The following is a 26038-nucleotide window of genomic DNA, read 5'->3' on the forward strand; positions in this document are numbered from 1 at the left end:
GCTTTCGTTATTTTTTGTTTCTCAAAGAATTTCAGCGGATCAATTGCAGCTTTCAATTAACAAACCATTTAATTTTTCAGCATCATTTTTAATAACTTTAAGAAGTTCTTTTTCGCGATCACTTCGAATTATATTTAAAATCATAGCGTCCTTAACCTTTACAAATAATTCGTTCTTGGGATTTTGTTGCCATTGAGTGCTAGATAATAATTCTTGCAATTCTTCATCAAATAAGTTTTGATATTGTGGTATTTCTTGAAATCCAAAATCGGCAAATTTTTCAATTTCAATAATTTTTTGAATATGCGCTTTGTCATTTATATCAATGATTTGTAATGCATTGTCTTGTTCTGTGTAATGGCTTAAAATTCTGTTTTTTAAAGTTTGATTTCTAAGCGTTTCAAGTTTTCCAGATGAAGTGATATCTACAATAGCTGGTTTGGTTGAGATGAATTTATAATACCTAAATGTTGGTATAAAGTCTTTGAAAATAACTTGTTTATCCTTTTGGATTTTTAAAAGGTTTTTCAAAAACCTTTCTGTTCTTTCCAATCGCTTATCTATAGTTACTAATGAACTATCGATATTTCTAATATCTACTTGTAAATCTTCGGCAATTTTACAATAATAGGTTTTCTCTAACTTTAATGATTTGGTATGCTCATTCCAATTATTAATAGATAGAGCAATTAAAATTCCAATTACCACAAGAATTATTTCTCCAATTGCATAAGTCAGGTATTTTCCGAACTTATTTTCAGAAAGTAAGTTTTGTCTAATTTTTCTAAAGAATTTTATCATGCCTATGATTTTAGATTAATATCAATTAAGTCTAGTAAACGTTTTATTTCTTCAGTAGTAGTATCTAAAAGTTCATTATGATTATCCATGTTTAAAATCATAATAAGTAGGTGAGCATAAATTTGTTGGTCACTATGAATTTTAGTTTCAGAAATATCGGGCAAATGAGAATCGTATTTAATAAATTGTTTTGCAAATTGTCTGTTGGTTATTTTAGGAGTGATATAATCTACAAATTGACGCGTTTGCTCTTTAATACGTTCTTGGGTACTATTCACAAAATCTCTTTTATAATATAGTGAAAGGTTTTTTCTTAACTCCATGTTAGTAATGAGATCAATATTTTCTGAAGCTATCATGTTTTCAAAAGCAATATTATTAGGTTCAAAAACATTAAACTCGCCCATTACAAAAAGGTAATCAGTAATTAGAGGCACATATTTTTCAGGATTAGAAGACTGTTCTAACACCATAAAGGTGGAGTCTATGTAATACGCTTTTTTTGCATTAAATTCTTTTACGTCTTTTATGATTTCTAAATCATTGTTTAAGCTAATTCTAATTTGTTTTAAATAGACCTGCTCTTTGGACTTTAATAATCGCTTGGTATTCCAGGCATTTACCTGAAGTGCTAAAAGAATACCAATCATGACTAATATAATTTCGCCAATAGCGTATTTAAAGTATTTGGAGGTTTTGTTTTCCATTAGTAAGTTTTGTCTAATTTTTCTAAAGAATTTTATCATTGGTTATTGGTTGGTCATAATGAAGCACAACGGCCCTGGCTATGGCAAGTGCGGGATTTTGAAACCGCTTTTTTGTCCGCCTACCGTAAATTTATTTAGTTGTAGTATCTTCATTTTTAAGCTGTCAACCCGCATTTGCTATAGCCGATGTTGTGCTTTCGTTATTTTAGTCGTTTGTTAAAGTGATAATCTTATTTTGTAATTTATTTAATTCGTTCAATCTGTCGATAGTATATTCAATTAAGAAAAGATTATTATCCAAAAGATTTTCCAACCTGATATCTTGAAAAGTGGGATAATAATCTATGTCGATTTTTGATTTTCCTGCCCAACTCTTTTTATTATAAATATCCATTTGTCGAAAGGATATTTTATCTAACAAAAAGGGCAAATATTGGTTGTTCTGCCATTCAGTTTGAACTTCTTTGTAAGACTTCATTTGTTCGAGCAAAGCCAGCCAGTCTTGAATTGAATTTTTCAATTCTTCGCTATCCAATAATTTCAGAGTTCCTGACTGTATCACATTATCCAAAGAACTACGCGTTGGAAAGTAAAATTCTGCGGACAAAGAAGAGTTCAGTAGACTGTCTAGATTGTATTTTAAAAGGTCACTTTTGTCAGTGCCGGTTAAATCAATTAGTCTAGCGCAAGCATCTAAAGCGTCTTGGTTCAATTTTATAGACGAATTAAGGATTTTTTGATTCTTAATGAACTCATTGTGGATATTTAATTTTACGTCCTTGGCTTGCAAATTATCAAGCCTTTTATTATTCCAATTATTAATCTGAAGCGCAATTAAAATTCCAATTACGACTAGCACAATTTCGCCAAAAGCATAGAGCAAATACTTACTGAATTTATTTTGAGAAAGTAGTTTTTGACGGATTTTTCTAAAGAATTTTATCATTGGTTATTGGTTGGTCATAATGAAGCACAACGGTGTGGCTATGAACAGTACGGGGCGGGCACGTACTTATCTTTCCGCCACGCACATAGCAAAATCTTATTGTTTTGATTTATTCTTTTGTTCTAAGCAAAATCCATAAGATTTTGCGGTCATTATAAAATTACATAAACCTTTCGATTACGCCTGAAGCCAGTATTGTTTATAGGTGATGTTAGGGGCAGTTTTTTCCGTTTGAGTGTTCATTTTTATTTTTCACCTACACCCCTGTAATGCGGAAGGGAAGAATTCCACTCACTTAAAATCCCAGTTTTGATTGATTTCCGAATGTAAATAAGATAAACTCAAACGTTTATTTAAATTTATGCGAAAAAAAAATCTGTCTTAAGGTTTGTTCGTTTTTCATGTTATAGCTGTAAATACTGTTAGTATTTTCACTATCGCCTTTGACGGTATAGAACCCTAATGCGAATTTATCTTCTTCCAACGTTCTGCTCATTATGATTTTAGAGTCAAATGAATTAACAACCAATTCCTCAATACTAATTGTATATTCTGTGCTTTGGATGTCGTCTAAAGATGTGAAGGCAAAAGGTCCGTAGTCGAAATATAAAGTATCTTTCTTATCAGTAAGTCCTCCATAAAAGCCATCTGTTCCTTGAGGATAAAATCTATTCCAGTCCAAAGGTGTTTTCAAAGTAAACTTTTCAAAATCAATCGTCTTTAACTGATTTTCAGTTGTAGAATCATCGTTTTGACAACTTGTTAAAATGAGACTAGCACATAATACAAAAAATATTTTCTTCATAACACTGTTTTTCAATTAGATGCTTGAAAATCGGAATGGATGCGTAATCAAACGTTATTATAAAATTAAGCTTTCTATAATTATGCTTAAATCCTATCAGTCATTCAGAATTGCCCCTAACGTTGTTGTATATGGTTTGTTGCGTGTTTCAAGCAACTAATTTAGTGAATAATTACGGACAAAGAAAGTCCGCGAGGACTTTCGCAAGTAGGCAAGAAGTCAGCAATAAATTATATACGGTGTTAGCCCACGTTTTTTTCTATCAATTCTTTTAATTTCTGATATTCTGGGTCGTCCAAAATGTCGTATTCGTTTGTTGTCGCAAGTAAAATTGCGTTTCTACATTCCTCAATTCTACGCAAAACAGGTAATACGATACTCTTTCCGTGATTGATGTATTTTTTCATATCACTTGCAGAAGTTGGAATTTTATATCCATCTCTACTACTTGCAATCAAAATTCCTTTATCTCTTAAATGACCAATAATTTTTGAACTAAATTGTTCTTTACTCAATGGTTTATGTCTATTTACACTTAAATGGCGAACAAATTCGGCAGACGTTGTGAATTTACGAGGATGATTAGATTGATGATACAATAATAAAAGTTTAAGAAAGTTTATTCTATCACGATTGTCAGGTGTATTTCCTGTTGTTTTGTCAATAAAGTCAAATGCTCTATTCAATCCAAGTGTTGCGATTGTATCATCGTATTCACTAAACGTTTCCTTTTCACTAAATTCCTCGGATTTATATTCTTTCGGAAATTGATTTAAGCTAATTAGCTTGTCATTAATTAATTCGGCAAACTCGGATGATTTATCAGATTTTTTGAGTTCGTCAAATATGTAGCCTAAAGTTCCAGCCATCATATCAGCTAATTGAACACCTAAATCATTATGGCTTTTTTGAATATGAAAATCAGAACCTGCAAATAAGTTTCTGATATGATTTTTCTCAACGTATTTTTTGAAACTACGCATAAAATCATTTCCACCGTGTTCATCAACTTTCAATTCCAATTGTGGAAAAGTTCGATAAAGTTCTTTGTAGAGAATTCCGTTTAAGTATTTGTAAAAAGACTGTTTGTATTTAAATCCTTCTCCATATAGTTTTCGTTTATCTATTACCACAGCATAAACAGAAAAATTAACTTTTTTAAGTTCTCTTAAAATGAGAATTCTGCGATTGTGATTATGCTTTACTTTGCTAGATTTTATTTCTCCCGTTTGAAAGAAGCGTTTTCTAATTTCCTCAAGTTGAATTTGTATTTCATTCAATTCGTCTTGATTCATTATAACACTTGCAATGATGAAATGACTTCCTTGATTTTCAAAATCAAAAGAGTTATTTCCAAATTCGTCTGCAAATGCTATTACTTTCTTCATTGTTTCTCAAATGTGGGCTAACAATTGTATATAGTCACTAGTAACTATATTTCTTTTATGTGTATACCGCTAATCTAATGGATTTTTTATGTTTTTAAAAGAATTAGTTGCCACATGGGTGTAAATCTCAGTTGTTTTACTTGAACCATGCCCTAAAAGCACTTGAATCTGTCTAAGGTCAGCTCCAGATTCTAATAGGTGAGTAGCAAAACTATGCCGCATTACATGGGGAGTAACGGTCTGCTTTATTCTTGCTTTTAGTGCAGCCTGTTTAACAATCTTCAGAACACTTTGAGCACTATATTTTCCTCCTTTTTGACCTTCAAACAGATATTTTTTAGGTTTCCACTCTTTAAAATAAATACGTAAATGTTCCAAAGCTGTTTGGGATAAAAGAGTATGCCTGTCTTTATTTCCTTTTGAACCCTCTACCTTAATTAGCATGCGCTTACTGTCGATATCAGTCAGCTTTAGGTTTAACAGTTCACTACGTCGCAGACCAGAACTGTACAAAAGCTCTATTATGCATCTATGTTTAATATTGTTGGCAGATGCTATGGTAGATAGAACCTCTTCTTTCGATATTACTTTTGGTAGTTTTGACTCTTTTCGTGGACGTTCAATTTCATAGAAACGATTAGGCATGCCCAATACAACTTCATAGTAAAACTTAATGGCATTAATAGCTTGATTAAGATAGGAATTGGATACTTTTCTGCGGATAAGTGTTTGAAGGAAAGCTCTTATATCACTTTCATTAATTGTATTTAGTTCTTTTTCCTTGTAGTGATTAATGAACATTTCAAAAAAGGACACATACGTTCTAACTGTGTTGTTGGCATACCTTTTCAATTCTAACTTCAACAAATATTCTTCAGGGCAGAGCCTGTATTCTGGAACCGTCTTCCTTTTTCTAAACCACGCTACATCAATACATTCATTTTTAGTGTTTATCGGTTTATTAGTTAAAAAGCGGTTGTAATTTATCCAAACCACACCCTTAAATGTATTAAAGATAAGACCGAGGTTACTCTTTGTATTGGGAATATAAGCCATATTGTACTGCTTACTCCATTTAGGGTTGGGTAAACCCTTGATTAAGCTCTGTACTAACTTATTGGGAGCAAACTTGATACCAATCATCTTTTGGTTTCTAATCATTAAATGATAAAGAGTAATTGATTGGAGTGAATTCATATAACAATAGTAGTTAAGTTTTATTTTATAAAAAGTATATTATACGTATAATATACGTTTACAAATGATTAAAATTAGAAAATGCCCTATTTGTGCATCACTGGTAAAGGGAAGATCAGATAAGTTATTTTGTTCCGCAAAGTGCAAATCGATTAGTCAATACGAAAATCGTCAAGAGCGGGAGAAATTCTACTTGACTGTTGACAAACAACTCAAAACAAATAGAAAACTATTAAAGCGCTATAATAAATCAGGCTTTACAACCATCCGAAAATCTGAATTGAATGATAAGGGATTCAACCCTAAATTTTTCACCCATTATTGGAAGAATAAAAAAGGCGATGTATATCTATTCGTTTACGAATACGGCTTTTTGAAAAAGAAAGAAGGTACAAAGGAGAAATATATTCTTGTTACTTGGCAAGACTATATGAACTAATCAATTTATTTCATAAATTTACAACGCAAACGGCATATAAAATTTGCATCAATTTGTACTATTTTGAACCGAGTTTAGAGTTCGGTTAATCATTCAAAAAATAAGCTGTAAAAAGCTGTTAGTTAACGTATTGTGGTGAAACGGTTAGTTCTGCCACCCCGACTTAACTTATTTAAGTAAAATCAAAACACTGTTAATCTTATGATTTTCAGTGTTTTGTGTTTTTAAGCGTATCGTTTGAATTCATTTAAAACCATTTAAAATCGTATCAAGGGTGTTCCCATCGGGAGCAAACACTTACAGTTCTTGTTGTAACTTTAAATGACTTTTAGAACCATTTTTATTGTGTTTTGGCTTTCACAGTATTAACAGTTCAAAACGTTACAACATGCAGAAAAACAATCGTTTATCAATCAATTTCTTTACAAGAAAGCACAAGGTTCAATCCGAGAACCGAATTGTGTATTGCAGGATCACCATTGATGGTGAGCGCACCGATTTTAGTATAAATCGGGAAATCAAAGCCAACTTATGGGACAATAACCGAAAGAGGGGCAAGGGATATTCCAATTATGTTATCTCACTTAACAAATACCTAGACCAAATTTATACTGGCTTACATGAGGCCCATAGGCTATTGATGGCAGAAGATAGGGTAATTACTCCTTTGGCCATAAAGGCAAGGTTCTTTGGGGAAGATGAGGGAGGCAAGACATTGAAGCAATTAATTGCCTACCACAATGGAACCATGCACACTTCTTTACGTCCGGGAACCAGAAAGAACTACCATATTACCGAACGTTGTATAAGCCTCTTTTTAAAGGAGGAATATGGGATTGAGGATATAAAGCTCAAAAAGTTGAACTACCGTTTTCTATCCGACTTTGAGCAGTATCTAAGAAAGTACAGACCATCCACACGAACCAAATGCACCAATAACGGAGCCATGAAGCACATGGAACGCCTAAAGAAAATGTCAAGGTTGGCAGTCAGGTTAGAATGGGTCTCAAAGGATCCCTTTGAGAACTATAAACTGCATTTTGTCAAAGCCCAAAGGGAACATTTGACGAAAAGGGAACTTGGACTCATTGAAGAAACCAGTTTTACAAAGCAAGGCGTTGAAAAGACAAAGGATGTTTTCCTCTTTTCCTGTTATACGGGCCTATCCTACATTGACGTAAAATCACTTTCCCCCGACAATGTTATGAAGGGAATAGATGGAAATGACTGGTTGTTCACAAAGAGGTTGAAGACCGATGAAAGGCTCAAAATACCATTGCTGCCTAAGGCAAGGGAAATCATCAAGAAATATGAGGGATGTTCGGAAAGAAAAATCAAAAATGTTCTTTTACCCGTTTTCAGCAATCAGAAGGTAAATTTCTATCTGAAGGAAATCAGTAAAGCCTGTGGAATCCATAAAAGGGTCACATTCCATACTGCAAGGCACACTTTTGCAACAACGGTAACGCTATCCAATGGAGTCCCAATAGAAACAGTCTCTAAACTGCTCGGCCATACCAAACTGTCCACTACCCAGATCTATGCAAAAGTACTGGAACACAAGATAGGGGAGGACATGCAAAACCTAATAGATCATATGCAAACTAGCCGATCAGCCGAAGGATGATCAGATAGTATTCATTCGGTCCCGCTTGCGGGACGTAGGGAATAGCAAGAGGGTGATGCGCAAATTGCGCCATCACGGTTGTTTTCGGGTCTTCAACAAGTTGAAAACCAGTTAATTGAACACTTTTTGGAATACTGTACAAAATCAGGGGCTACAGTAGACTTTTCCGAAATCTACAGTAAACCCTTTGGGAAGCCCTGTAAACACTGGAAATTTTTGACGCAAAAATTGACGCAATTTCACCAAAAAACAAAATCATACCTATGGAAAAGCAAAAAACAAATGGCAGAACAAAGAAAGGAACAGGTGGTTATTCCAACATCACCGTAAAGAAAGAAACGGCCACACGCTTTCGCAGTTATTCCAAAAAGTTCGGCAAGTCCCATAGTGAGGTATTGGATGGAATGATACAATACTTCAAGGAGAACAACCTTGACCCTTTTGGGGAGGGAGCAAAGATGATCCTTGACAGTCTCAAAAAGTTGGAGCGTCAGATGATGAAAAAATTCGATAGGATCATCGCCATTATAAAGAACATGGAAAAGACCAGTATCCGTCCCACCTATGAAATGATGCTCATACTTTACGAAGCCTATGTAAAAGATGGGAGGAAACCTAAACGTGAACCTGTCAAGATACAGGAAGAGCGGATGGATTTTTTGGAGCCAAGGAATACCGTTCCGAAAGTGGATCACGAGAGAATACTCCGTGAATTTGAAAGCTATAAAAAGCGTTGCAATGAAATGCTCCAAAATGTGGAGAAGGTGGAGCCGATGATGGGAAAGCCCTATCTAAAAATCAATATGGGCATCGGGGATTTTGAAAGTCTTAAATACCAATTAAAATAACGCTTATGTACCTTACCATCTCAGCACAGAAAATGGGCAGTACCTACAACTCCAGTGTAGGGAACTATGTGGACTATCTGGAAAAGGAAAACGAGGAAAGGATGCCCGAACTAAGGGAAGAATTCTTTGACCAAAAGAATGACAGCGTAAGCCCTCAAACGGTCATCGATGAAATAGATGCCAATACGGCCAAGTTAAGGCAGAAAGACCCCAAATTCTATTCCATAGTGGTCAGTCCCAACCAAAGGGAATTGAAGGCCATTGGGAATGACCCCAATATGCTCAGGGAATATACAAGGAGGCTCATGGAGGACTATGCCAAGAGTTTCCATAGGAACCAAGAGGTCAAGGCCGAGAACTTGAAATATTACGCCAAGATAGAGCATGAACGCACCTATCGGGGCTTTGACAAACAGGTTCAGGAGAATGCCCCATACCGTGGTGAAATAGCAAGGCTAAGGAACGAGATACGGAAAGTGGAGCGTGGCGAATCCAACGGGAATGTAAATCAGCTCGAAAAGAGGATCAAAGAGCAAGAAAGATTGGCCCCGCACAAACAGAATGGGCAACTAGTGGCCGCAGGGATGCAAAAAGAGGGGCCACAGACCCACATTCATATCATTGTCAGTAGAAGGGATGTGACGAACACCTATACACTTTCCCCTATGGCAAAGCACAAGGCATCCGAGGTTGAATTAAATGGAAAGACGGTCAAGAGAGGATTTGATAGGGACAGTTTTTACCAGTCAGCCGAAAAGACCTTTGACAGGACAACGGGCTTTAAGCGGAACTATGTGGAATCCTATGTTGGGAGAAAGGCCCATACCAAGGAACCAGGGAAGTTCTTTGCCAAGGTGATGGGACTGCCGACCAAGGAAAAGGACATGGCCTTCAAACTGCTTAAGACGATGGGGGTCAAAGCCCCGAGTATACCGACCAATAAGGTGCAAATGGCGGCCAAGATCATCAAAGCACTTGGTAGGGGTATTGATAAGGCAAAGGGTACGGGCGAGGATATGGGCTACTGAAATCCAGAAAGTAGGTTGCGCCCTATCGTGTTTTTGCTTTACGCTTATCTTCCCGAACACTACAAAAACCCGATAGGATCCATGCGCAAAAGTTGGGGGTAAGATTTGGGGTATTTGTTCTTATATTTTCAAAGAGTTTGGTTTTAAGGGGAGCTTACAAGATTTAATCAAATGAAGCCCAAAGGTTGGTATAAGGACAGTGCGCCAATTCAAAGAAAGTCGCTTCCTTTAATCTAACATCGCATAAGGGCATTGTCTTTATACGGCTTAGACAACGCTTTTTATTTAATGAGGTTGGTTATTATTTTTTTGTAAAAATGATATACTTTTTTATTTAACTTCTTTTATTCTGGAGGTAGTATTTTCAAAAGGATTAAAATTTCTTTTACGTTGCTTAATATTGCACCAGAAATAAAAAATATTATTGCTATCCAAACTTTATTTTTTAGGTCTGTTTTTTGAAGTTTCAAAACCTCTAAAGTAAGTCGATCAATCTCGTCCTTCAACTCCTGCCGTTCGGTTTCCTTTATGGATTTCGTCCGTTCATTTTTGTAGTATTCTTTAAATCCACCGTCCGATTTGAATTTTTCCGTCTGTCCGTTTCTTTCTAGTCCCTTTCCTTCATTAACCACGTTGGCGTTTCCAATTCTTTTAAATTCAGATACCATTTTTAAAAAATCGGATTCCATTCGGTCGTTTTCGTTGTCACTGTAGAATTCAGAACCGTGCAAGTCATTGGATATAACAAATCCTTTACTTTTCAGGACTAGGTCAAGAACAAAGTCCAGTTTCTCTATTTCATTATTGGTCATATCCGTTACCGTGGTTTAAATGTTGTAACTTATTTATATAGAAGTAAGATACATATATACCTCCAATACAGGGATGAAACCAATTAAAGGGGGTAATCTTTATTTGATAATTCGAATTTATCAAAGTGCGAGTTTTAGAATTCTAATCAGATCTAAACCCGTAAGTATCGAAATGACATTTACTTCCTGAAGAAAATATCAATCAAAAACAAATTAGTTCAAAAATGCTAAATCACAAGGTAACTCCGATACTATTTGAGAATTGAGGTAAGGTGATAAATTTTTTTTGGAGTTTTTATTTATTTTTCAGCAACTTCTCCAAGTAAGAAACCTTGTCCTTTTCAGCTTGAACAAGACGCTCGTAGAGTTCAACTACTTTTTCCAAAGGATTGAAAGTAGGGTATGGCCCTTGATTAAAACTATTGCCTTGTGGTGCACTGTTTTCATAAAAATTGTTGAAGTAATTAAAAACAGCTTCTTCTGAAAAATTTTCAATCCCTTCTTTGGTTACTCCGAGTACCTTTGCAACCTCTTCCAATTTCGTATCGTCTAAGGTTTCACTTTTTTCCAATGAAGAAACACTCTGCTGGCTGATTCCCAGTTCCTCCGCAAGGGTTTCTTGTTTCATTCCCCGAAGTTCCCTGATTCGCGCAATCTTTCTTCCTATATGATTGGTTTTTGTCTCTGTCGGCATAACTTAAAGATATTGATAATATTCTGTTGTTTCCTACTATTGGTAAAATACAAGCTCATACTGGTAATTTACAATCAGTTATGGTGGGCTACATATTTCTACACGACTAATTTAAATGAAAATTTCAGCTTGGGAAAATTCCGGACCAGAGAATAAGGAGTTTCTTAACCCCAAGGAACCCCATAAAAATAAAAGTATGGCAAACCACCATCATCTAGAAGAATGTTATAAACGCCTAAAAGAAGGCTGCGCCACCTCTTTTGCGGAAATCTATACCAAATATCACAGACAGATTTTCTGGTTGGGAAAGAGCTTTCTCGATGATGGTTTTGTTGTGGAGACATTGGTTCAGGATGTATTCTTGAAGTTGTGGGTTAATAGGGACAGTTTGGAATCACCCAAGCACATTTATTTTTTCCTGCGGTTTGTCATGAAAAGGGAGTGTATTTCATACTATACACGCCCTAGGAACAAGTTTTTCAGGAAAGTCCACTCGTTGGAGAGTTATGAAAATTACCAAGACTATATGGTCGGTTATGACCCTGCTGAAGACAATACCAATTTTAAACTACAGGAAGGAGTACAGGAAAAGTTCGAAAGTATCAGACGCGTCCTGCCCTTATTGGATGATAGTAAAAGGCACGTAATCAATCTCTGTCTGAAATACGGTTTTCAGTATAAAGCTATTTCCAAAGCAATGGGAAAAGGCATCAATGAAACCTGTAGAGAGATCAAGGAGGCCATTGAAGACATTAAAACCATTCTTCATAAAGGAAATAAGATCAACTCCAGCAATAACAAGACAGATGAGATAAAGTTTACTGGCGAGATGACAGAAGAGCAGACAAGGGTGCTTAAAATGCGTTGTGAACTAAGGTATTCCTTTTCCGAAATAGCCAATGAACTTAACCTTTCCCAAAAGGAGGTGCATCAGGAATTCATGATAGCCTATAGGTTAATGGAAGCAAAACATCAATTGCAATCAGCCTAACATGGAAAAGTCAACGCTAAAACTCACTCGAAAGATCCAAATATTGATAGACCTCCCTACCAAAGAAGAGAAAAAAGAGGCCTTGGATAAACTGTACCAATGGCAGAACCGATGCTTTAGGGCGGCCAACCTTATAGTGACCCATCTTTATGTTCAGGAAATGATAAGGGAATTCTTTTATCTATCAGAGGGTATAAAATATAAATTGGCTGATGAAAAGAAAGATGAACAGGGAATCCTTAACCGTTCCAGGATCAACACCACCTATCGAGTGGTATCTGATCGTTTTAAAGGAGAAATCCCCACAAACATATTATCCAATTTGAACCAGACCTTGATTTCATCATTTAAAAAGAACAGATCGCAGTATTGGAACGGCGAACGGTCTTTGAAAAACTTCAGGAGGGATATGGCCTTCCCTTTTGACTTGGAGGGTATGAGTGGATTAAACTATAACAAAGAGAAAAAAGCCTTTTGCTTTCGTTTATTTCGGATTCCCTTTAAAACCTACTTGGGAAGGGATTTTACGGATAAACGGACATTGTTGGAGCGGGTAGTGGAGGGCAAGACCAAACTTTGCACATCACACATCAAATTAAAAGATGGCAAGATTTTCTTGTTGGCAGTATTCGAGATCGAAAAGGAAAACCATGACCTAAGACCGGAGATTATCGCCGAAGCCTCTTTGTCTCTTGAATATCCCATTGTTGTCAAGATTGATAAAGCAAGGCTTACCATTGGTACAAAGGAAGAATTTTTATACAGAAGACTGGCGATACAATCGGCACACAGACGGGCAAAGATTGGGGCAACCTATTCCAAATCAGGTAAAGGCATCAAAAGAAAATTGAAGGCAGTTGACAGACTTGGTCAAACGGAACGTAAATATGTCCATAACCGTTTGCATGTCTATAGTCGGAGGTTGATTGATTTTTGTGTTAAACATAGAGCAGGAACCCTCATACTTTTAAATCAGGAGGAAAAAACTGAGATTGCTAAAGAAGAGGGATTTGTATTAAGAAATTGGAGCTATTGTGATTTGATGACCAAAATAAAATATAAAGCCAAGAAAGCAGGTCTCGAAGTTATAATTGATTAACAAAACCGATTGAGGGTGCTTGTACACCCGTAAGGTGAGGTCAATGGCACTCACTAAATGCTAAAAGCATATACAACGCGTGGGCTCTCTTATTCCTTAAGTGGTTTCCAAAGTAAATCATTAATAATCCGATACAATTACAATAAAATAATAGATGAGGTAACTCTTATCAATTTTTTTGAAACTCAACAATATATGCATTACCAAAAGTTATATTAAAAACCGATATTTATTGTTTTAAGATTAATGGATTTCAGAAAAAATGAATTCACAGTCGGTTGAACAATTAAGAGGGGAATTTTTAAAAGAAGCTAAAACAGCTCCTAAACTATTTAGAGATCTTGCCAAGGTAGAGCAATATATAGCGGAGAGTTATAAAACCAGAGCATTAATTGAGTTAATTCAGAATGCTGATGATGCGGGGGCATCTTTATTTGGGATTCATGATATTTCAAATGGTTTTATAATTGGAAATAACGGTAGGGAATTTTCTATCAATGATTTGGAATCCCTGTGTAGAAGTGGTTCATCCAATAAACAACGGGGAGGATCAACAATTGGGTATCGAGGTATTGGTTTTAAATCCGTTGTTAATATTGCCAATAAAGTATCCATTGATAGCGGTGATTATCGTTTTACTTTTAATAGGCAAAAGACCCAAAAAGTGCTCGAATTTGATTTGGAGGTTCCCTTAATTCGCATACCTCATCCTATAGATATCTCGGATGAAGTTTACCGTGATGTGACCGCTATCAAGAAAAAATACAATTACACTACGGTATTTATTTTTCAAGATGTCATTGAAGAAATTTCGAAAGAAGAACTCTCAAGTATTGATCGAAGTTCATTACTTTTTTTGAAAAACTTAAGACAACTTTCTATTCTACATAAAAATGTTAATAGGAAAATCCGTGTAGAGCATAAGACTGTGGGCCTTCGAAGAATTATAAGTATAAATGAGGCTGAATTTAAAGACAAATGGGAAGTAAACTCCTTAGGGTTAAATGAAATTGATTTGATAGCCTTTAAAAAAGAAGGTGATTCAATTATTCCAGCAAGCCCAGTTGAATCAGTAATACATTCTTTTACACCAACTAAAGAGTTTTCCGGTGCTTTCATAAAAATTAACGGTGATTACTCAACTGACCCTTCCCGTAAATCAATAGATTTTGATGAGCAGTCTAAAAACTCTTTCAAAAAAGCAGTCTCCATAATAGCCAAATCTATAATATCTATTCTTGGTGGTGATTTAACTCGAGAAGGGTTTTTCACTCCTTTTGTAAACATAAACGTTATAGAATCGAGTCAATTTAAACTGCTCTTATTTAAAGAACTGCAAGAAATCCTTTATACTTCAAAGGTTCCAAGTGACCAGGGCAATAGGGTGGAATTTTCGTCATATAGGATAAAACCTGATTGGTTGAATTTTGAAGATTATGAGAATTTATCATGGAATGATTTAGTTCCGATAAAAAAGTCGTTGATAACTACTTATCCTGAATTATTTACTTTCCTAAAATCCATTGGTGTTAAAACACTAAATCTAGAAGAAGTCCTATATAGGCTCAATGATTCCATCTTTTCAAATTTAGGATACGCTCAGATATTTGAGAAAATAATAAAACAATATCGTTACGACTTGGACTCTGACAAGATTGAACAGCTAATGAAATTGAAACTATTCCCATTAAATGATGAAATTGTCACAGCCAGAAAAATTACAGATGCAAACACTCTTAAAAAGGAATTCAAAGAATATTTAAATAATAATGTTGATCAAGCAGATTTAAACTTGTTTTATAGAAAGTTAGAAATCATTCCTGAAATACAACAGACAAAGAGCAATTCAGAAACGGCTTTAACTTTAAACAATGAGACTGAAGAAGCCTTAACTACTAATCAACTGAATTCTAATTTCAAAACAGAACCGGCAATAAAAAAATGGAGAAGCGCAGAAAAAAATGTACAAGAGTATCTTAAATCACTCAATATTTCACTTTCAGTTAAAGATGTAACAGAAGCAAATTTGGGTTATGATTTAGAGTTAATGTTACAAAATGGGAAGAGGATTTATATTGAAGTTAAAAGTGTTAATTCATTCATTGAACCTTTTAAAATTAGTAATAATGAATATTCCAGTGCGCATAATTACGGTGAGCAGTATTACATTGCTCTGGTTGTCAATAATGAAGATTTCCAAATCAAGTTTGTGCCAAACCCAATACAAACACTTTCTTTTGAAAAGAAATGTGAAAGATGGTCATGGTTTTGCGGTACCTACTATGATGAACTAAAGGAAATAAACCAAATAATATTTTAAAAATGGTGCCAATTAAAGAAGCAATAAATAGTGGAGCTTGGTTACTTTGTGAACAAAACGCCAATTTGCTAGAGGCAAATCAATTTAGATTGAGAATTAATCTATTCAGAAAAATACACCTTTCGGAAATTGATGGTGCGGAAGAAGTAAATGGCCTCGACAGTAATTCAACCATTTGGTTATTGGGTGTGGAAATTATCAATTTGAACAAAACACCATTACGAGTCCATGAGGCTACTAATCAGTTAATCTTAATAGACCAGGACGGTTTTTCTTTTCCCATTTTTGAAGACCATCATTTGCACTCGTATTCCGAATTTGGAGAGAAGACAAAACTAAAAAGGTTTTGGTTGGGTGATTTATTACCGAAAATAAAGGCAGTGGGTAGTCTAGCTTTTCAACTACCAGATGATGACGAAGCCACTTATTCGATTGGTATTAAAAATCATGGAATTGTTAAGGAAGTTTAGCGATGGCAGATAGGTTAAATATAAATGATTTTGAATTGCTTACTAAGGCTGCAAACTTTTATGTTGAAGAATCTTTTAAGTATCTAAATGAAATAATTACAATTGAATTAAAAAATTTGTTTCTGAAGGAGCGAATAAGTGAAATTCAATTAAAGAAATCAGAGCAAAAACTTATAGAAGAATTTCTTGCCAATGATTCTATTACAAGTTTAAGAAATGAGACAAAAATTGAAAGCTTGCTAAGTACTGATACACTTAATGCTTTACTAGGTGCTCATGATAATATTCCAAAAGTATTGGAAGGAAGAAAAATTCTAAGAACTCATGAAATTAAGGGAGTGAAGATTTTAGGCCATATTGTTAACTTGGCACTTTTTGTTGAAGTAATGGCTCATCGTCACCTGTTTTTTTTAAAGGAGAACGGGAATCTTAACAATTTTATTTACAACCAATTTTCCAGATCAAATATTTTAAACATTATAATTTTTATTTGTAGGTCTGAATTGGAATCAGAAGCAATCAAAATAGACGCTGTAAAACTCCTTTTTAAACATAGAAATTTTGCTGTTCATCATACCCCAAACAATGCAAAAAAAATTAATGTGAAAATTTCAACTTTGATAAATATATGGAATCAAGTTATTGAGCTACTTCGTCTCTTTGAGCAACGAGAGAGGTTTAGTGAAATTAAATTCTCAAAGCGTGTTGAGAATGAGAAGGAAAGCTTTATTGAAACGTGGACTTAATTTTAAATATGGCATGAGGATCTAATTTTATCATATTTTGTCAAGATTTAATTCAAAATTTCAAATATCAGTCTAGAATTATAGACTTTATTGTATCTTTAAATGGCACATAAAATTTGTGTTCAAAAGTTGTTTTTTGCTTTCCGTGTTCTTAACGGGAATGACCTTAAGATTAAGGTGTCAAAACATTGATAATTAAATACTTATAAATTGGATGTGGTTTCTGCCACCCCGACGAACTGCCATACTGGCAATATCAAAACCCTGCTAATCGTATGATTATCAGGGTTTTTCATTTTTTCTGCAATCATATGATATCGTTTAAAACCACCCTTCTGGTGTGCAATTCGGTGTGCAAAGCGGTACGTAATTTGTGCTAATTTTAAATAGCATTTAGAGCAATTTGGATGTAGTCTTTAAACAAATAATGTTTAACTCAAAAGACTTACAACATGCGTACGGACAGCACATTAGGAGTGATTTTCTTCACTAGAAAAAAAAGAAACGACCCAGAGATATTGGATATTTATGCCCGTATCACGGTCAATAAAGAACGTTCAGAATTCAGTATAAAGCGGGACATAGCGGTGTGCAATTGGGATATTTTCAGGTGCAGGGCGAAAGAAACGAGCGAAAACCTGATTTTATTGAATAGCTATTTGGATGATGTACATGCCGAAGTCCTCAATGCCCACAAGCAATTGCACTCGGAAAGGAAGCTGATTACGGCCAAGGCAATCAAGCTAAGGTACTTCGGGGAGGACGAGGAACGAATGTCCTTGATGAAAGCTGTGGAATACCATAACAAGAACATCAACAATGCGCTAAAACCTGGAACGCTTAAAAACTACTTTTCAACTGAGAAGTACCTGCAAGAATTTCTAAGGGAAAAATTTAAGACGGATGACATCTACTTAATCCAATTGAACTATAGGTTCATCGTTAACTTTGAAAACTATATCAGAACCTATAAACCCAAAACAGCGAGAAGGACCTGTACCAATAATGGGGTAATGAAGCATATGGAACGGTTGATGAAAATAATCAATCTAAGTCTTAGGATGGAATGGCTGGAGAAAGACCCTTTTCGGAACTATAAACTTCGATTTGTAAAAAACGAACGTAGCTACCTTACTGAAAGAGAACTAAAGTTGATTGAGGATACCTCTTTCATGACCATAGGTTTACAAAGGGTAAAAGATATTTTCGTGTTCAGTTGCTATACAGGGCTATCCTATGTCGATATCAAAGAACTAAAGCCAAGTCAAATATTATTAGGAATTGATGGGAACCAATGGATACATACCAAAAGAGCTAAAACAGATGAACCCGTCAAGATTCCATTATTACCTAAGGCAAAAGAGATTCTGGAGAAGTACCGAGAAGAAATGATACTTACTGGTGAGCTTTTACCAGTCTATAGCAACCAGAAGACCAATCAAATCTTAAAGGAAATAGCCAAGGCATGTGGCATCCATAAAAACATCACCTTCCATACGGCCAGACATACTTTTGCAACTACGGTCACCTTATCCAATGGAGTACCCATTGAAACAGTTTCCAAATTATTGGGACATACAAAATTGTCAACCACGCAAATTTATGCAAGGGTACTACAAAAGAAAGTAGGGGAGGACATGAATGATTTGATGGAGAAGTTGAAGAACAAACAAGAAGTTAAAAGCAGCACAGCCCCCAAATCCTTACCCTAACTTTTGCGCATGGTTCCTGTTCGGTTTTTTTAGTGTTCGGGAAGATAAGCGTGAATAAAAAATCGGATAGTGCGCAACTACTTTTTTGAATGAAAAACGGTGAATAAAGTTTACAAATTTTAGCAGCGAAGCGGATAAGGTTTGTAAAGCAAGAGGGTAACACGCTAAAGCCATGTCACTTATTGCAAACCATTGATTTTCAATGAATTGAAAATATAGCCAAAATATTTTTTGACGCAAAAATTAAGAAATGCTCTGTTAGACCCTATAAAACTTGAAAAAAATTACTGTAATGGAATTGGAAAAGAAGAAAAAAAGTGATTTTTCGGCCATAAGCATCAATCGGATAGTTGCTGGAAGATATCGGGAGTTTTCAAAGAAGATTTCTAAGTCGCACACACTAACTTTAGAATTGATGATGGACTTCTTTGAAGGGGCTAAAATTTCACCAAAGAACAAGTACCTGATGGACTATATGGGATATGTCCATTACATGACCAAAAGGTTTGATTATATAGAGGAACTACTTCGAAACTGGGAAAAGAACAGTAGTATCCCAAAAATTCATGACATGCTCAAAAAGATATTCGATTATGGTGAAAATGAAGAGAAGAGAAAAGAAAAGCGTTTGGAACTACAGGAAAGAATGTTCGAGCAATCTGTAAAAAGGGATAGGGTAACCCAATATGATAATTATATCCTTAAAGAGAAATGGAAGAAGGAACGAATCAAGACTCTAAAATTGTTGGATGAAATCAAGTTGGAGAATCCAAGATTTGGAAAACCATACTATAAACTAGAAATTAAGGAATCTGAGCTGGAAAGTTTAAAACAAGCTTTGAAAGAAGAACTTTAATCTTACCTCGCAAAAAGATAGGATGAAGTTTGGTAAGCTTTGGGCTTGCAGCACGAAACAAAGTTTCGTTTGCTAAAGTAAAAAAAACCAAATATGCTGACTAAAACTGGATATGATTATTTTCGTTTTGTTCGTTTTTATATAATGGAAACATCGTGTTTGAGGTTAAGTAATGGCTAATTTTGAGGAACTACTTTTAAGAAAGTAATAGCAACAAATTGATACTACTTATATAGGCTGCTGGCTATAGTTTTTTTTCGCTTATTGCCTTACTGTTACATACATTGCTATCTTTGCACCTTTAGTTATATTCCAATTACCTAAACTTGACGAACGGGTGATTGAACTGCCTAATAACTGACCATTATATTGAAATGGTTCTTGTTCACTATATTTTTGAGGTAAATATTCTATTGTAATAAATACTGGCGCTTCAAATTTTAAATCAAATCTTTTTAAATCAAAGGTGTTCCAGCCATTTACAATCTGTTTTTCGATAATAATATTTTCAGTTCCTATATTCCTAAAAGGAAGATTATCTCTAATACTATAAAAATTGACTCTGAATTTCGCAGTACTGATATTTACATTCTTAAGTGCAATATTTACATCTATAAGTTTTAAAGGTTTATTTATTTTAAGCCTTTTAGCGAATTCCCTAATGTTATTATTCTGACTACTATCTGCTCTAATCTCACCGACTACGAAACTAACATAAGATGTTGTTCCAAGTTTTTTTTCTTTAGTTTTTTTTGAGGTTATGGTGACTTCATCTAAAGACACTGGCTCTTCCTCTAGAATAAATTCGTTGATGTTTTTTTCAACAATTTCAGAGATTTTGAATGTTAATTGTCTGTATCCTAAATAGGAAAAAGATAAACTATCAGATTTATTATCCCGGTGTATTCTTATACTAAATTGCCCATTTTCATCAGATATAGTACCTATATTTTTATGCTTTATTCCAATATTTACATAAGCCAACTTTTCATTGTTAGCACCTTTAACTGTTCCATTTAAAATTAAGTCCTGAGACCAGCAAATACTAGAAAGCAATAAAAAAGTGAAACTAACCTGGCTAAATAATTTTGAAAATGGCATTATATTATTGTAATAAAAAGTTTGATATTTTTCTCGCAATTGAATAGATATATTCCTCTTGTGTATTACTAAGTACAATTATTGTAATTCCTTTATTAGGGTAAATCCATAGGTCTGATGCAAACAGGTCACTAGCACCTCCATGAAGGACTAACTTATTTTCTGAATCATTATTTTCAATTCCCCAACCATAGCCATAGTGTGTGTACATATCATTCCACTTAAAATGAGGATAGAGATATTTAGCGATAGTCGCTTCATCAAGTACTGAGTTGTTCATGATTGCTTTGCTCCAAAGCAATAAGTCACTTGCCTTTGTTAAAATACCGCCGTTCCCTTTTAGATTAAGATATGGACCATTTTTACTCCAATTCTCTTCATTTGGTTTTTTAGCTTCTTTACCATCTAAAAAACCATTAGCTACTTCGTTAAGTTCCCAGTCCGGAATTATATAACCAGTATGGTACATTTTAGAAGGTTTAAAAATGATTTCACTTAAGTAGGATTCATAATCCATTCCACTAACTTTTTCAATGATTAAACCGAGTAAACTATATCCCATATTAGAATAATTAAACTTTTCCCCAACCGGACTTAATAGTTTACTTCTAAATACTTTCTTTAGAAACTTTTCTTCTGAAATGGCATCATAATCGCCTCCAATTCCAACGTTTAAACCTGAAGAATGTGTGAGCAGTTGATGAATAGTTATGTCCTTTTTATCTTTAGGAACATTATCAAAGTATTTGGATAGTTTATCATTAATAGCAACTTTATTTTGCATCGATAGTGTCATTATTCCAGCAGCAGTAAACTGTTTAGTGATTGAACAAATATCAAAAACAGTGTTTATGTCATTAAGCCCATTTTCTTGATTATTCTTTTTTCCATAGGCCTTATTAAATATAATACTGTCATTTTGTGCGACTAAAATTACTCCTGAAAAACCTTTCGATATAAGTTTTTTATCAATAGTCGTTAGGTCATCAATTTTCAATACTCCATTTCGAATCGCAGTATATGTTCCATCCGGTTGTGTAGCAACTAATTCTTTAAAAACACCATTTTCAAGTTTTTTAAATTCTATTTTATACTCGTCTGATACTTCAAATGAAAATTTATGTTCACCAGTTGTAACTAGCTCATATTCTGGTTGTCCGTCTACAAATAAAAATAATTTAGTATCATTTGCTTTTGTGTAGATCTCTATTATCATTCCTGTTTCTTCAAGGATATATTCACCTACATATTGTTTTAAAGTATCTTGAATAATGTTATCTGTAGTTTCTTGTTTGTTATTACTTGTACAACTAAAAGTCATAGATGAAAATGACATCATTAGAAGTATTAAAATTGTGTTTGCTTTTTTCATTTTTAATTTTAAATGGACTTTAATTTGTAACTAAAATTGATAAAATTACTCTCTCTAAGTCCTATTATTTTTATAGGCATAGTTAGTGATTGGCTTTTCAATCCCATATTTTAGGTCTTTCAATTCTAGCAGTTCTTAAATAGTCCAACATTTGTCCAGTATGAACTGATTCGTGATAAGCTATTCGATTCAGGTAATCGCCAAGGCTTTTACTTTGTCCGACTTCTTTTCTTTCAATCCTGATGTTTTCTAAATCCTTCTTTTTAAGTCCCTGTATCATTTCCATAAAGTCCGTTCGATATTTTTCGCAAAATTCCAACTCGTTTTTCAAATCCGAATATTCTAAATTTTCCCAAGGCGAATTGTAATTCCCTAAATTTCCCCGATTCTGTATTATTTTATGAAAAAGGTGTTCTCCTTCTAAAACATGCCTAATCATTTCAATAATTGTAAAGGCTTTTTCATCAGGTTTCCAATTCAAGTAATCTTTTGGAATTCCACTCCACAATTTTATACTTCGTCTTCTTGTTTCGGAAAAGTTCAACAAGATTATTTCTATTGAATTCATTTAGGGTCTATTGTTTTTAGGATTTTTTCAAGCTTGTTGCCAACTTAGGAAATATCTAATTATCTAGAATTTCTAAAGCACGATCTATTCCACTGTCTTTTTCTTCTTCAAAATCTGAAGTTGATAAAAATGGCACCATATTTTCTTGGTTTTCAGGACCAACTCCTACTACTTCAAAAACCAAACCATTGGCATCACTATAAATTTCGTTAGATAAACCAACTTCTGCACCATTTGGCAATACATGTGTGAGAATAGTAGAGAAGGCACCATTTGTATTTTCTCCAACTACCGTTACATATGATAAATCCTTGAGACATAGAGTGAAAAGTTCTGCTGCGCTTACGGTAAAAGGACTCGTAAGCAATACAATATTTTCAGTGAATTGAAAATTTCCTTTTGGCGCTACAGAAAAGGGTTTGTTTTCTGTAAAAGTATTGCCTAATCGCGCTTTTTTAAAATATGAAATGCGTTCTTGATCCATAAAACGAGATGCAATATCTAGAGCTACTGTATCATAGCCACCATCATTAAAACGCATATCAATAATAATTTTAGACACTCCAGATTCGTTAAGATCATTCATTATAGTATCTAAAACAGCATTTAATGAAGATAATTCGTTTTCAAAATTTGTTCCATACCCTTCCATCGTTGAAACAAGAATGTACCCAACATCATTATTAATCGTCCCCCATAAAATCTTTTCCCTTTCATCTATTTCAAAATTCCCTCCTAAATATTCTGTTACTATTGTTGCTGTTTTTTGATTGAAAAGAGCATCATAATCATCTGCACTTTCAATTATTAAATCACCACTTATATTAGCGTTTAGCCTTTCGTATAACCTAGGATTTCCGGATTCAATTTGAACATCATTATTTTCATCTACAATACTTACATGACCATCTTCTAATACGTAGGCTAAGGTTTCTAGTGTATCATAAAAATTGGCTTCTGTAACTTGATCTCTTAAGCTCTCATATTGAGACCAATCAACAGTTCTTGCTTCAAAAAAAGCATAGTAATCATTGAAGATATTCCAGAAGTGGTCAAAATTCACTATTGGATCTTCCGTAATAGAAATCTGATTGGGTAGACAGCTTGGATTTTGGTCTAATAATCTAGTAAACAACACATCTGAATCTGATAAATCTGAAGTTCCTATCAATTCATTGTCACTTACTTGAGTTATTGTGAATCCAATAAAATCTATAGGATTAAAATCAGCATCCTGAATGGAACATCCTGCAGTATTTACATTGTAAAACACATCACTACCTTCTTTAAATTCAAAAATCCAACCCTTTTCAGCTACTTCCCAATAACCTTGTAGCGGATCATCGATTGGGATAAGTGGCCTTTCATCATCTTTTTGGCATGCAAAAAATGAAAACACTACTAATATTAAATACCATTTTTTATTCATTACAGAATGAACTTCATTGTTGTGGAATATCATAATTTTATTTTTTATTTAAAACTTAGTTCTTTTATATAAAGTCAAAAACGATATCAAATTTATTTTTGTCGTTTATTAATAAATTGAGGGTTATTTATTTCAAAAAATCCGGGTTAACTGTTTATTGATTGAATTATTACCAGCACTTTTATAATACTCCTTATCTTAGTTTATAACAATCATTACATCAGATAAAAAAATGCAATTCAATTAACAATGACATCATTAGAACTAAAATGTTTGCTTCAGGTTTTTTCATTTTATTTTAATTTTTTTGAATTTGATTTTATTACTCTATAAATAGTGTTATAGGTCATACTTTTATTCAGCGAGTAAAAAGTTTGATATTTCTTCTGCAATTGTGTATACAGATTGTTCAAATTCATTACTGAGTATGATTATAGTAATTCCTTTGTTTGGGTAGATCCACACATCTGATGTAAACAAGTCACTTGCACCACCATGAACTACTAGCTTGTTTTCTGAATTAGAGTTTTCAATTCCCCAACCATATCCGTAGCTATCATATATATTTGTAGGTTGAAAATGCGGAAAAAGATATTTAGATGTTGTTGCTTCATCTAGTACTGTATTATTCATTATGGCTTGACTCCAGAGTAACATGTCACTTGCTCGTGATAGAATACCTCCATTTCCTTTAAGATTTAGATACGGACCGTTGTCACTCCAATTCTCTTCATTTGGTTTACTATCTTCAACTCCATTAAAATAACCGTTGGCAACGTCATTTTGTTGCCAATCTGGAATTACATAACCAGTATGGTACATGTTTGAAGGTTCAAAAATCTCTAGATTTAAAAAGGTTTCATAATCCATTCCACTAACCTTTTCAATTATTAAACCAAGTAAGCTATAGCCTATATTAGAATAGTTAAATCTTTCTCCAACGGGGCTAATTAATTCGCTATCAAAAACTTGCTCTAAAAACTCTTCCTCAGTAATTGTTTCATAATCTCCACCAATTCCAACTACTAAACCAGAAGAATGTGTGAGCAACTGATGAATTGTTATATTTTTTTTGTCCTCAGGAACTGCGTCAAAGTATTTTGATAAACTATCATTGACTGAGAGCGCATTTTGCATCTCTAATTTTAAAATCCCAGCAGCAGTGAATTGTTTTGTAATAGAGCAAATATCAAAAATGGTATTTGTATCATTCGATCCATTTTCTTGACTATTCTTTCTTCCATATGGTTTATTAAATATGATGTCGTCATTTTGAGCGACTAAAACAACACCTGTGAAGTCTCTTGCGATAAGTTCTGTGTCAAGGGAAGATAAATCATCAATTTTCACCTCATCATCACTAGTAGAACAACTTAGATTTATTAATGAAAATGACAATATTAGTAGTACAATTAAGTTTATGTTTTTCATGATTTTATTTTTTGATTAATGTATAAAAGCCCAAGTCAATTGGCTTGGGCTTTTAGAATATTAAGTTTTAGAAAAAGAAGCCTACTGAAAGTTGAACTACTCCATTTCTAATTTTATCCGTAAAACCGTCTACATCATTAATATTCGATAGTCCAAGATTATATCTTGCGGTAAAATTGAGACCATTTTCAAGTTTATAGCCAACACCAAAATTTACACCGTAATCTATTGACTTTAGAAGGTCTTTATAATCTAGGGTGCCTCCTTTTGTGGAAAGTAAGTAACCAATTTGTGGTCCAGCCTCTAGACTCAATTGTTTTGTAACATAATACTTGCCTATCAAAGGAAGATTTAGATAGTTTAAATTAATTCTGCCTTCGGATGCAATATTAAGTTCAGCTCCTTGTCCAGAATAGATTAATTCAGGTTGTAAAGAGAATTTCTCTGAAATTTTAAATTCTGCCATAACGCCAAAATGGAAATCTGTGTTAGGATCTAAATCTTCTGAATTGTCTCCAGTAATAAATGCAAAATTTAAACCTGCTTTAGCTCCAAATTTAAAGTCTTGGGCATTTATACTTACTATTGTTAAAACTGTAATTACGGTTATTGATACTATTTTTTTCATAAGTTTTGTTTTTATAAGTTTTG

The 26038-nt window shown here is 34.0% G+C and carries 25 protein-coding genes; 11 read left to right on the top strand and 14 right to left on the bottom strand.

Annotated elements, in window-relative coordinates:
- Nucleotides 1-39 precede the first annotated feature (39 nt).
- From AACP56_RS12880 to xerA, 6 genes are all read right to left on the bottom strand, one after another.
- Nucleotides 40-801, bottom strand: coding sequence for a DUF6090 family protein (locus AACP56_RS12880; protein WP_339335276.1), 762 nt, complete (start codon nucleotides 799-801; stop codon nucleotides 40-42).
- 2 nt (nucleotides 802-803) lie between these two features.
- Nucleotides 804-1508, bottom strand: coding sequence for a hypothetical protein (locus AACP56_RS12885; protein ID WP_339335274.1), 705 nt, complete (start codon nucleotides 1506-1508; stop codon nucleotides 804-806).
- Between the two features lie 205 nt (nucleotides 1509-1713).
- On the bottom strand, nucleotides 1714-2454 hold the full coding sequence (locus tag AACP56_RS12890) for a DUF6090 family protein (protein ID WP_339335272.1): 741 nt from the start codon (nucleotides 2452-2454) through the stop codon (nucleotides 1714-1716).
- Between the two features lie 349 nt (nucleotides 2455-2803).
- Nucleotides 2804-3259: a membrane lipoprotein lipid attachment site-containing protein gene (locus tag AACP56_RS12895; protein ID WP_339335270.1), complete on the bottom strand. Its 456-nt coding sequence runs from the start codon at nucleotides 3257-3259 to the stop codon at nucleotides 2804-2806.
- Between the two features lie 242 nt (nucleotides 3260-3501).
- Nucleotides 3502-4647, bottom strand: a complete 1146-nt coding sequence (locus AACP56_RS12900) for a DUF3800 domain-containing protein (protein ID WP_178988227.1) — start codon at nucleotides 4645-4647, stop codon at nucleotides 3502-3504.
- Nucleotides 4648-4716: 69 nt separating this feature from the next.
- Entirely contained in the window at nucleotides 4717-5844 is a 1128-nt protein-coding gene (gene xerA, locus AACP56_RS12905) for a site-specific tyrosine recombinase/integron integrase (RefSeq protein WP_339335265.1), read from the bottom strand.
- A gap of 64 nt (nucleotides 5845-5908) precedes the next feature.
- Between xerA and AACP56_RS12910 the strand changes: the two genes are divergently transcribed.
- The 4 genes from AACP56_RS12910 (at nucleotide 5909) to mobB (ending at nucleotide 9786) form a co-directional block, all read left to right on the top strand.
- On the top strand, nucleotides 5909-6283 hold the full coding sequence (locus AACP56_RS12910; protein ID WP_339335263.1) for a hypothetical protein: 375 nt from the start codon (nucleotides 5909-5911) through the stop codon (nucleotides 6281-6283).
- Nucleotides 6284-6671: 388 nt separating this feature from the next.
- Nucleotides 6672-7910, top strand: a complete 1239-nt coding sequence (locus tag AACP56_RS12915) for a site-specific integrase (protein WP_339335261.1) — start codon at nucleotides 6672-6674, stop codon at nucleotides 7908-7910.
- Nucleotides 7911-8173: 263 nt separating this feature from the next.
- Nucleotides 8174-8758 carry a BfmA/BtgA family mobilization protein gene (locus AACP56_RS12920; RefSeq protein ID WP_339335259.1) on the top strand — a complete coding sequence of 195 codons (585 nt, stop codon included), beginning with the start codon at nucleotides 8174-8176 and terminating at the stop codon, nucleotides 8756-8758.
- Between the two features lie 5 nt (nucleotides 8759-8763).
- Nucleotides 8764-9786 carry a MobB family relaxase gene (gene mobB, locus AACP56_RS12925; protein WP_339335257.1) on the top strand — a complete coding sequence of 341 codons (1023 nt, stop codon included), beginning with the start codon at nucleotides 8764-8766 and terminating at the stop codon, nucleotides 9784-9786.
- A gap of 344 nt (nucleotides 9787-10130) precedes the next feature.
- Here mobB and AACP56_RS12930 read toward each other — a convergent pair whose 3' ends face one another.
- Nucleotides 10131-10598 carry a hypothetical protein gene (locus tag AACP56_RS12930; protein ID WP_339335255.1) on the bottom strand — a complete coding sequence of 156 codons (468 nt, stop codon included), beginning with the start codon at nucleotides 10596-10598 and terminating at the stop codon, nucleotides 10131-10133.
- 295 nt (nucleotides 10599-10893) lie between these two features.
- Nucleotides 10894-11292 (bottom strand): helix-turn-helix domain-containing protein, encoded by a 399-nt coding sequence (locus AACP56_RS12935; RefSeq protein WP_339335253.1) that lies wholly within the window; start codon nucleotides 11290-11292, stop codon nucleotides 10894-10896.
- A gap of 115 nt (nucleotides 11293-11407) precedes the next feature.
- Between AACP56_RS12935 and AACP56_RS12940 the strand changes: the two genes are divergently transcribed.
- From AACP56_RS12940 to AACP56_RS12970, 7 genes are all read left to right on the top strand, one after another.
- Nucleotides 11408-12283 (top strand): RNA polymerase sigma factor, encoded by an 876-nt coding sequence (locus tag AACP56_RS12940; protein WP_339335251.1) that lies wholly within the window; start codon nucleotides 11408-11410, stop codon nucleotides 12281-12283.
- A gap of 1 nt (nucleotide 12284) precedes the next feature.
- Nucleotides 12285-13382 carry a hypothetical protein gene (locus tag AACP56_RS12945; RefSeq protein WP_339335249.1) on the top strand — a complete coding sequence of 366 codons (1098 nt, stop codon included), beginning with the start codon at nucleotides 12285-12287 and terminating at the stop codon, nucleotides 13380-13382.
- A gap of 262 nt (nucleotides 13383-13644) precedes the next feature.
- Nucleotides 13645-15702, top strand: a complete 2058-nt coding sequence (locus tag AACP56_RS12950; protein ID WP_339335247.1) for a DUF3883 domain-containing protein — start codon at nucleotides 13645-13647, stop codon at nucleotides 15700-15702.
- A gap of 2 nt (nucleotides 15703-15704) precedes the next feature.
- A complete protein-coding gene (locus tag AACP56_RS12955; protein ID WP_339335245.1) occupies nucleotides 15705-16172 on the top strand; it encodes a hypothetical protein in 468 nt (155 codons plus the stop codon).
- A gap of 2 nt (nucleotides 16173-16174) precedes the next feature.
- Entirely contained in the window at nucleotides 16175-16918 is a 744-nt protein-coding gene (locus tag AACP56_RS12960) for a hypothetical protein (protein ID WP_339335244.1), read from the top strand.
- 452 nt (nucleotides 16919-17370) lie between these two features.
- On the top strand, nucleotides 17371-18630 hold the full coding sequence (locus AACP56_RS12965) for a site-specific integrase (protein ID WP_339335242.1): 1260 nt from the start codon (nucleotides 17371-17373) through the stop codon (nucleotides 18628-18630).
- A gap of 274 nt (nucleotides 18631-18904) precedes the next feature.
- Complete coding sequence (locus AACP56_RS12970; protein WP_339335240.1) at nucleotides 18905-19486, top strand: BfmA/BtgA family mobilization protein; 582 nt, start codon at nucleotides 18905-18907, stop codon at nucleotides 19484-19486.
- Between the two features lie 261 nt (nucleotides 19487-19747).
- Here the strand turns inward: AACP56_RS12970 and AACP56_RS12975 are convergent, their stop codons facing one another.
- From AACP56_RS12975 to AACP56_RS13000, 6 genes are all read right to left on the bottom strand, one after another.
- Nucleotides 19748-20587, bottom strand: a complete 840-nt coding sequence (locus AACP56_RS12975; protein ID WP_339335238.1) for a carboxypeptidase-like regulatory domain-containing protein — start codon at nucleotides 20585-20587, stop codon at nucleotides 19748-19750.
- Between the two features lie 4 nt (nucleotides 20588-20591).
- Complete coding sequence (locus AACP56_RS12980) at nucleotides 20592-21959, bottom strand: serine hydrolase domain-containing protein (RefSeq protein WP_339335236.1); 1368 nt, start codon at nucleotides 21957-21959, stop codon at nucleotides 20592-20594.
- Nucleotides 21960-22056: 97 nt separating this feature from the next.
- A complete protein-coding gene (locus AACP56_RS12985; RefSeq protein ID WP_339335234.1) occupies nucleotides 22057-22527 on the bottom strand; it encodes a DinB family protein in 471 nt (156 codons plus the stop codon).
- A gap of 55 nt (nucleotides 22528-22582) precedes the next feature.
- Nucleotides 22583-23989: a S41 family peptidase gene (locus tag AACP56_RS12990; RefSeq protein WP_339335232.1), complete on the bottom strand. Its 1407-nt coding sequence runs from the start codon at nucleotides 23987-23989 to the stop codon at nucleotides 22583-22585.
- A gap of 321 nt (nucleotides 23990-24310) precedes the next feature.
- Nucleotides 24311-25387, bottom strand: a complete 1077-nt coding sequence (locus tag AACP56_RS12995) for a serine hydrolase domain-containing protein (protein ID WP_339335230.1) — start codon at nucleotides 25385-25387, stop codon at nucleotides 24311-24313.
- A 67-nt stretch (nucleotides 25388-25454) separates the two neighbouring features.
- Nucleotides 25455-26015: a porin family protein gene (locus AACP56_RS13000; RefSeq protein ID WP_339335228.1), complete on the bottom strand. Its 561-nt coding sequence runs from the start codon at nucleotides 26013-26015 to the stop codon at nucleotides 25455-25457.
- Nucleotides 26016-26038 lie beyond the last annotated feature (23 nt).

It is taken from the genome of Croceitalea sp. MTPC6 (genome assembly GCF_036985525.1).
GTDB lineage: Bacteria > Bacteroidota > Bacteroidia > Flavobacteriales > Flavobacteriaceae > Croceitalea.

Bases quoted from the DNA above. Each gene is read 5' to 3' on its own strand.
- mobB (WP_339335257.1), top strand. From the start codon at position 8,764: ATGTACCTTACCATCTCAGCACAGAAAATGGGCAGTACCTACAACTCC.
- AACP56_RS12980 (WP_339335236.1), bottom strand. From the start codon at position 21,959: ATGAAAAAAGCAAACACAATTTTAATACTTCTAATGATGTCATTTTCA.
- AACP56_RS12965 (WP_339335242.1), top strand. From the start codon at position 17,371: ATGCGTACGGACAGCACATTAGGAGTGATTTTCTTCACTAGAAAAAAA.
- AACP56_RS12990 (WP_339335232.1), bottom strand. From the start codon at position 23,989: ATGATATTCCACAACAATGAAGTTCATTCTGTAATGAATAAAAAATGG.
- AACP56_RS12915 (WP_339335261.1), top strand. From the start codon at position 6,672: ATGCAGAAAAACAATCGTTTATCAATCAATTTCTTTACAAGAAAGCAC.
- AACP56_RS12960 (WP_339335244.1), top strand. From the start codon at position 16,175: ATGGCAGATAGGTTAAATATAAATGATTTTGAATTGCTTACTAAGGCT.
- AACP56_RS12985 (WP_339335234.1), bottom strand. From the start codon at position 22,527: ATGAATTCAATAGAAATAATCTTGTTGAACTTTTCCGAAACAAGAAGA.
- AACP56_RS12880 (WP_339335276.1), bottom strand. From the start codon at position 801: ATGATAAAATTCTTTAGAAAAATTAGACAAAACTTACTTTCTGAAAAT.
- AACP56_RS12955 (WP_339335245.1), top strand. From the start codon at position 15,705: ATGGTGCCAATTAAAGAAGCAATAAATAGTGGAGCTTGGTTACTTTGT.
- AACP56_RS13000 (WP_339335228.1), bottom strand. From the start codon at position 26,015: ATGAAAAAAATAGTATCAATAACCGTAATTACAGTTTTAACAATAGTA.
- AACP56_RS12890 (WP_339335272.1), bottom strand. From the start codon at position 2,454: ATGATAAAATTCTTTAGAAAAATCCGTCAAAAACTACTTTCTCAAAAT.
- AACP56_RS12900 (WP_178988227.1), bottom strand. From the start codon at position 4,647: ATGAAGAAAGTAATAGCATTTGCAGACGAATTTGGAAATAACTCTTTT.
- AACP56_RS12895 (WP_339335270.1), bottom strand. From the start codon at position 3,259: ATGAAGAAAATATTTTTTGTATTATGTGCTAGTCTCATTTTAACAAGT.
- AACP56_RS12910 (WP_339335263.1), top strand. From the start codon at position 5,909: ATGATTAAAATTAGAAAATGCCCTATTTGTGCATCACTGGTAAAGGGA.
- AACP56_RS12975 (WP_339335238.1), bottom strand. From the start codon at position 20,587: ATGCCATTTTCAAAATTATTTAGCCAGGTTAGTTTCACTTTTTTATTG.
- AACP56_RS12940 (WP_339335251.1), top strand. From the start codon at position 11,408: ATGAAAATTTCAGCTTGGGAAAATTCCGGACCAGAGAATAAGGAGTTT.
- AACP56_RS12935 (WP_339335253.1), bottom strand. From the start codon at position 11,292: ATGCCGACAGAGACAAAAACCAATCATATAGGAAGAAAGATTGCGCGA.
- AACP56_RS12885 (WP_339335274.1), bottom strand. From the start codon at position 1,508: ATGGAAAACAAAACCTCCAAATACTTTAAATACGCTATTGGCGAAATT.
- xerA (WP_339335265.1), bottom strand. From the start codon at position 5,844: ATGAATTCACTCCAATCAATTACTCTTTATCATTTAATGATTAGAAAC.
- AACP56_RS12920 (WP_339335259.1), top strand. From the start codon at position 8,174: ATGGAAAAGCAAAAAACAAATGGCAGAACAAAGAAAGGAACAGGTGGT.
- AACP56_RS12995 (WP_339335230.1), bottom strand. From the start codon at position 25,387: ATGAAAAACATAAACTTAATTGTACTACTAATATTGTCATTTTCATTA.
- AACP56_RS12950 (WP_339335247.1), top strand. From the start codon at position 13,645: ATGAATTCACAGTCGGTTGAACAATTAAGAGGGGAATTTTTAAAAGAA.
- AACP56_RS12930 (WP_339335255.1), bottom strand. From the start codon at position 10,598: ATGACCAATAATGAAATAGAGAAACTGGACTTTGTTCTTGACCTAGTC.
- AACP56_RS12945 (WP_339335249.1), top strand. From the start codon at position 12,285: ATGGAAAAGTCAACGCTAAAACTCACTCGAAAGATCCAAATATTGATA.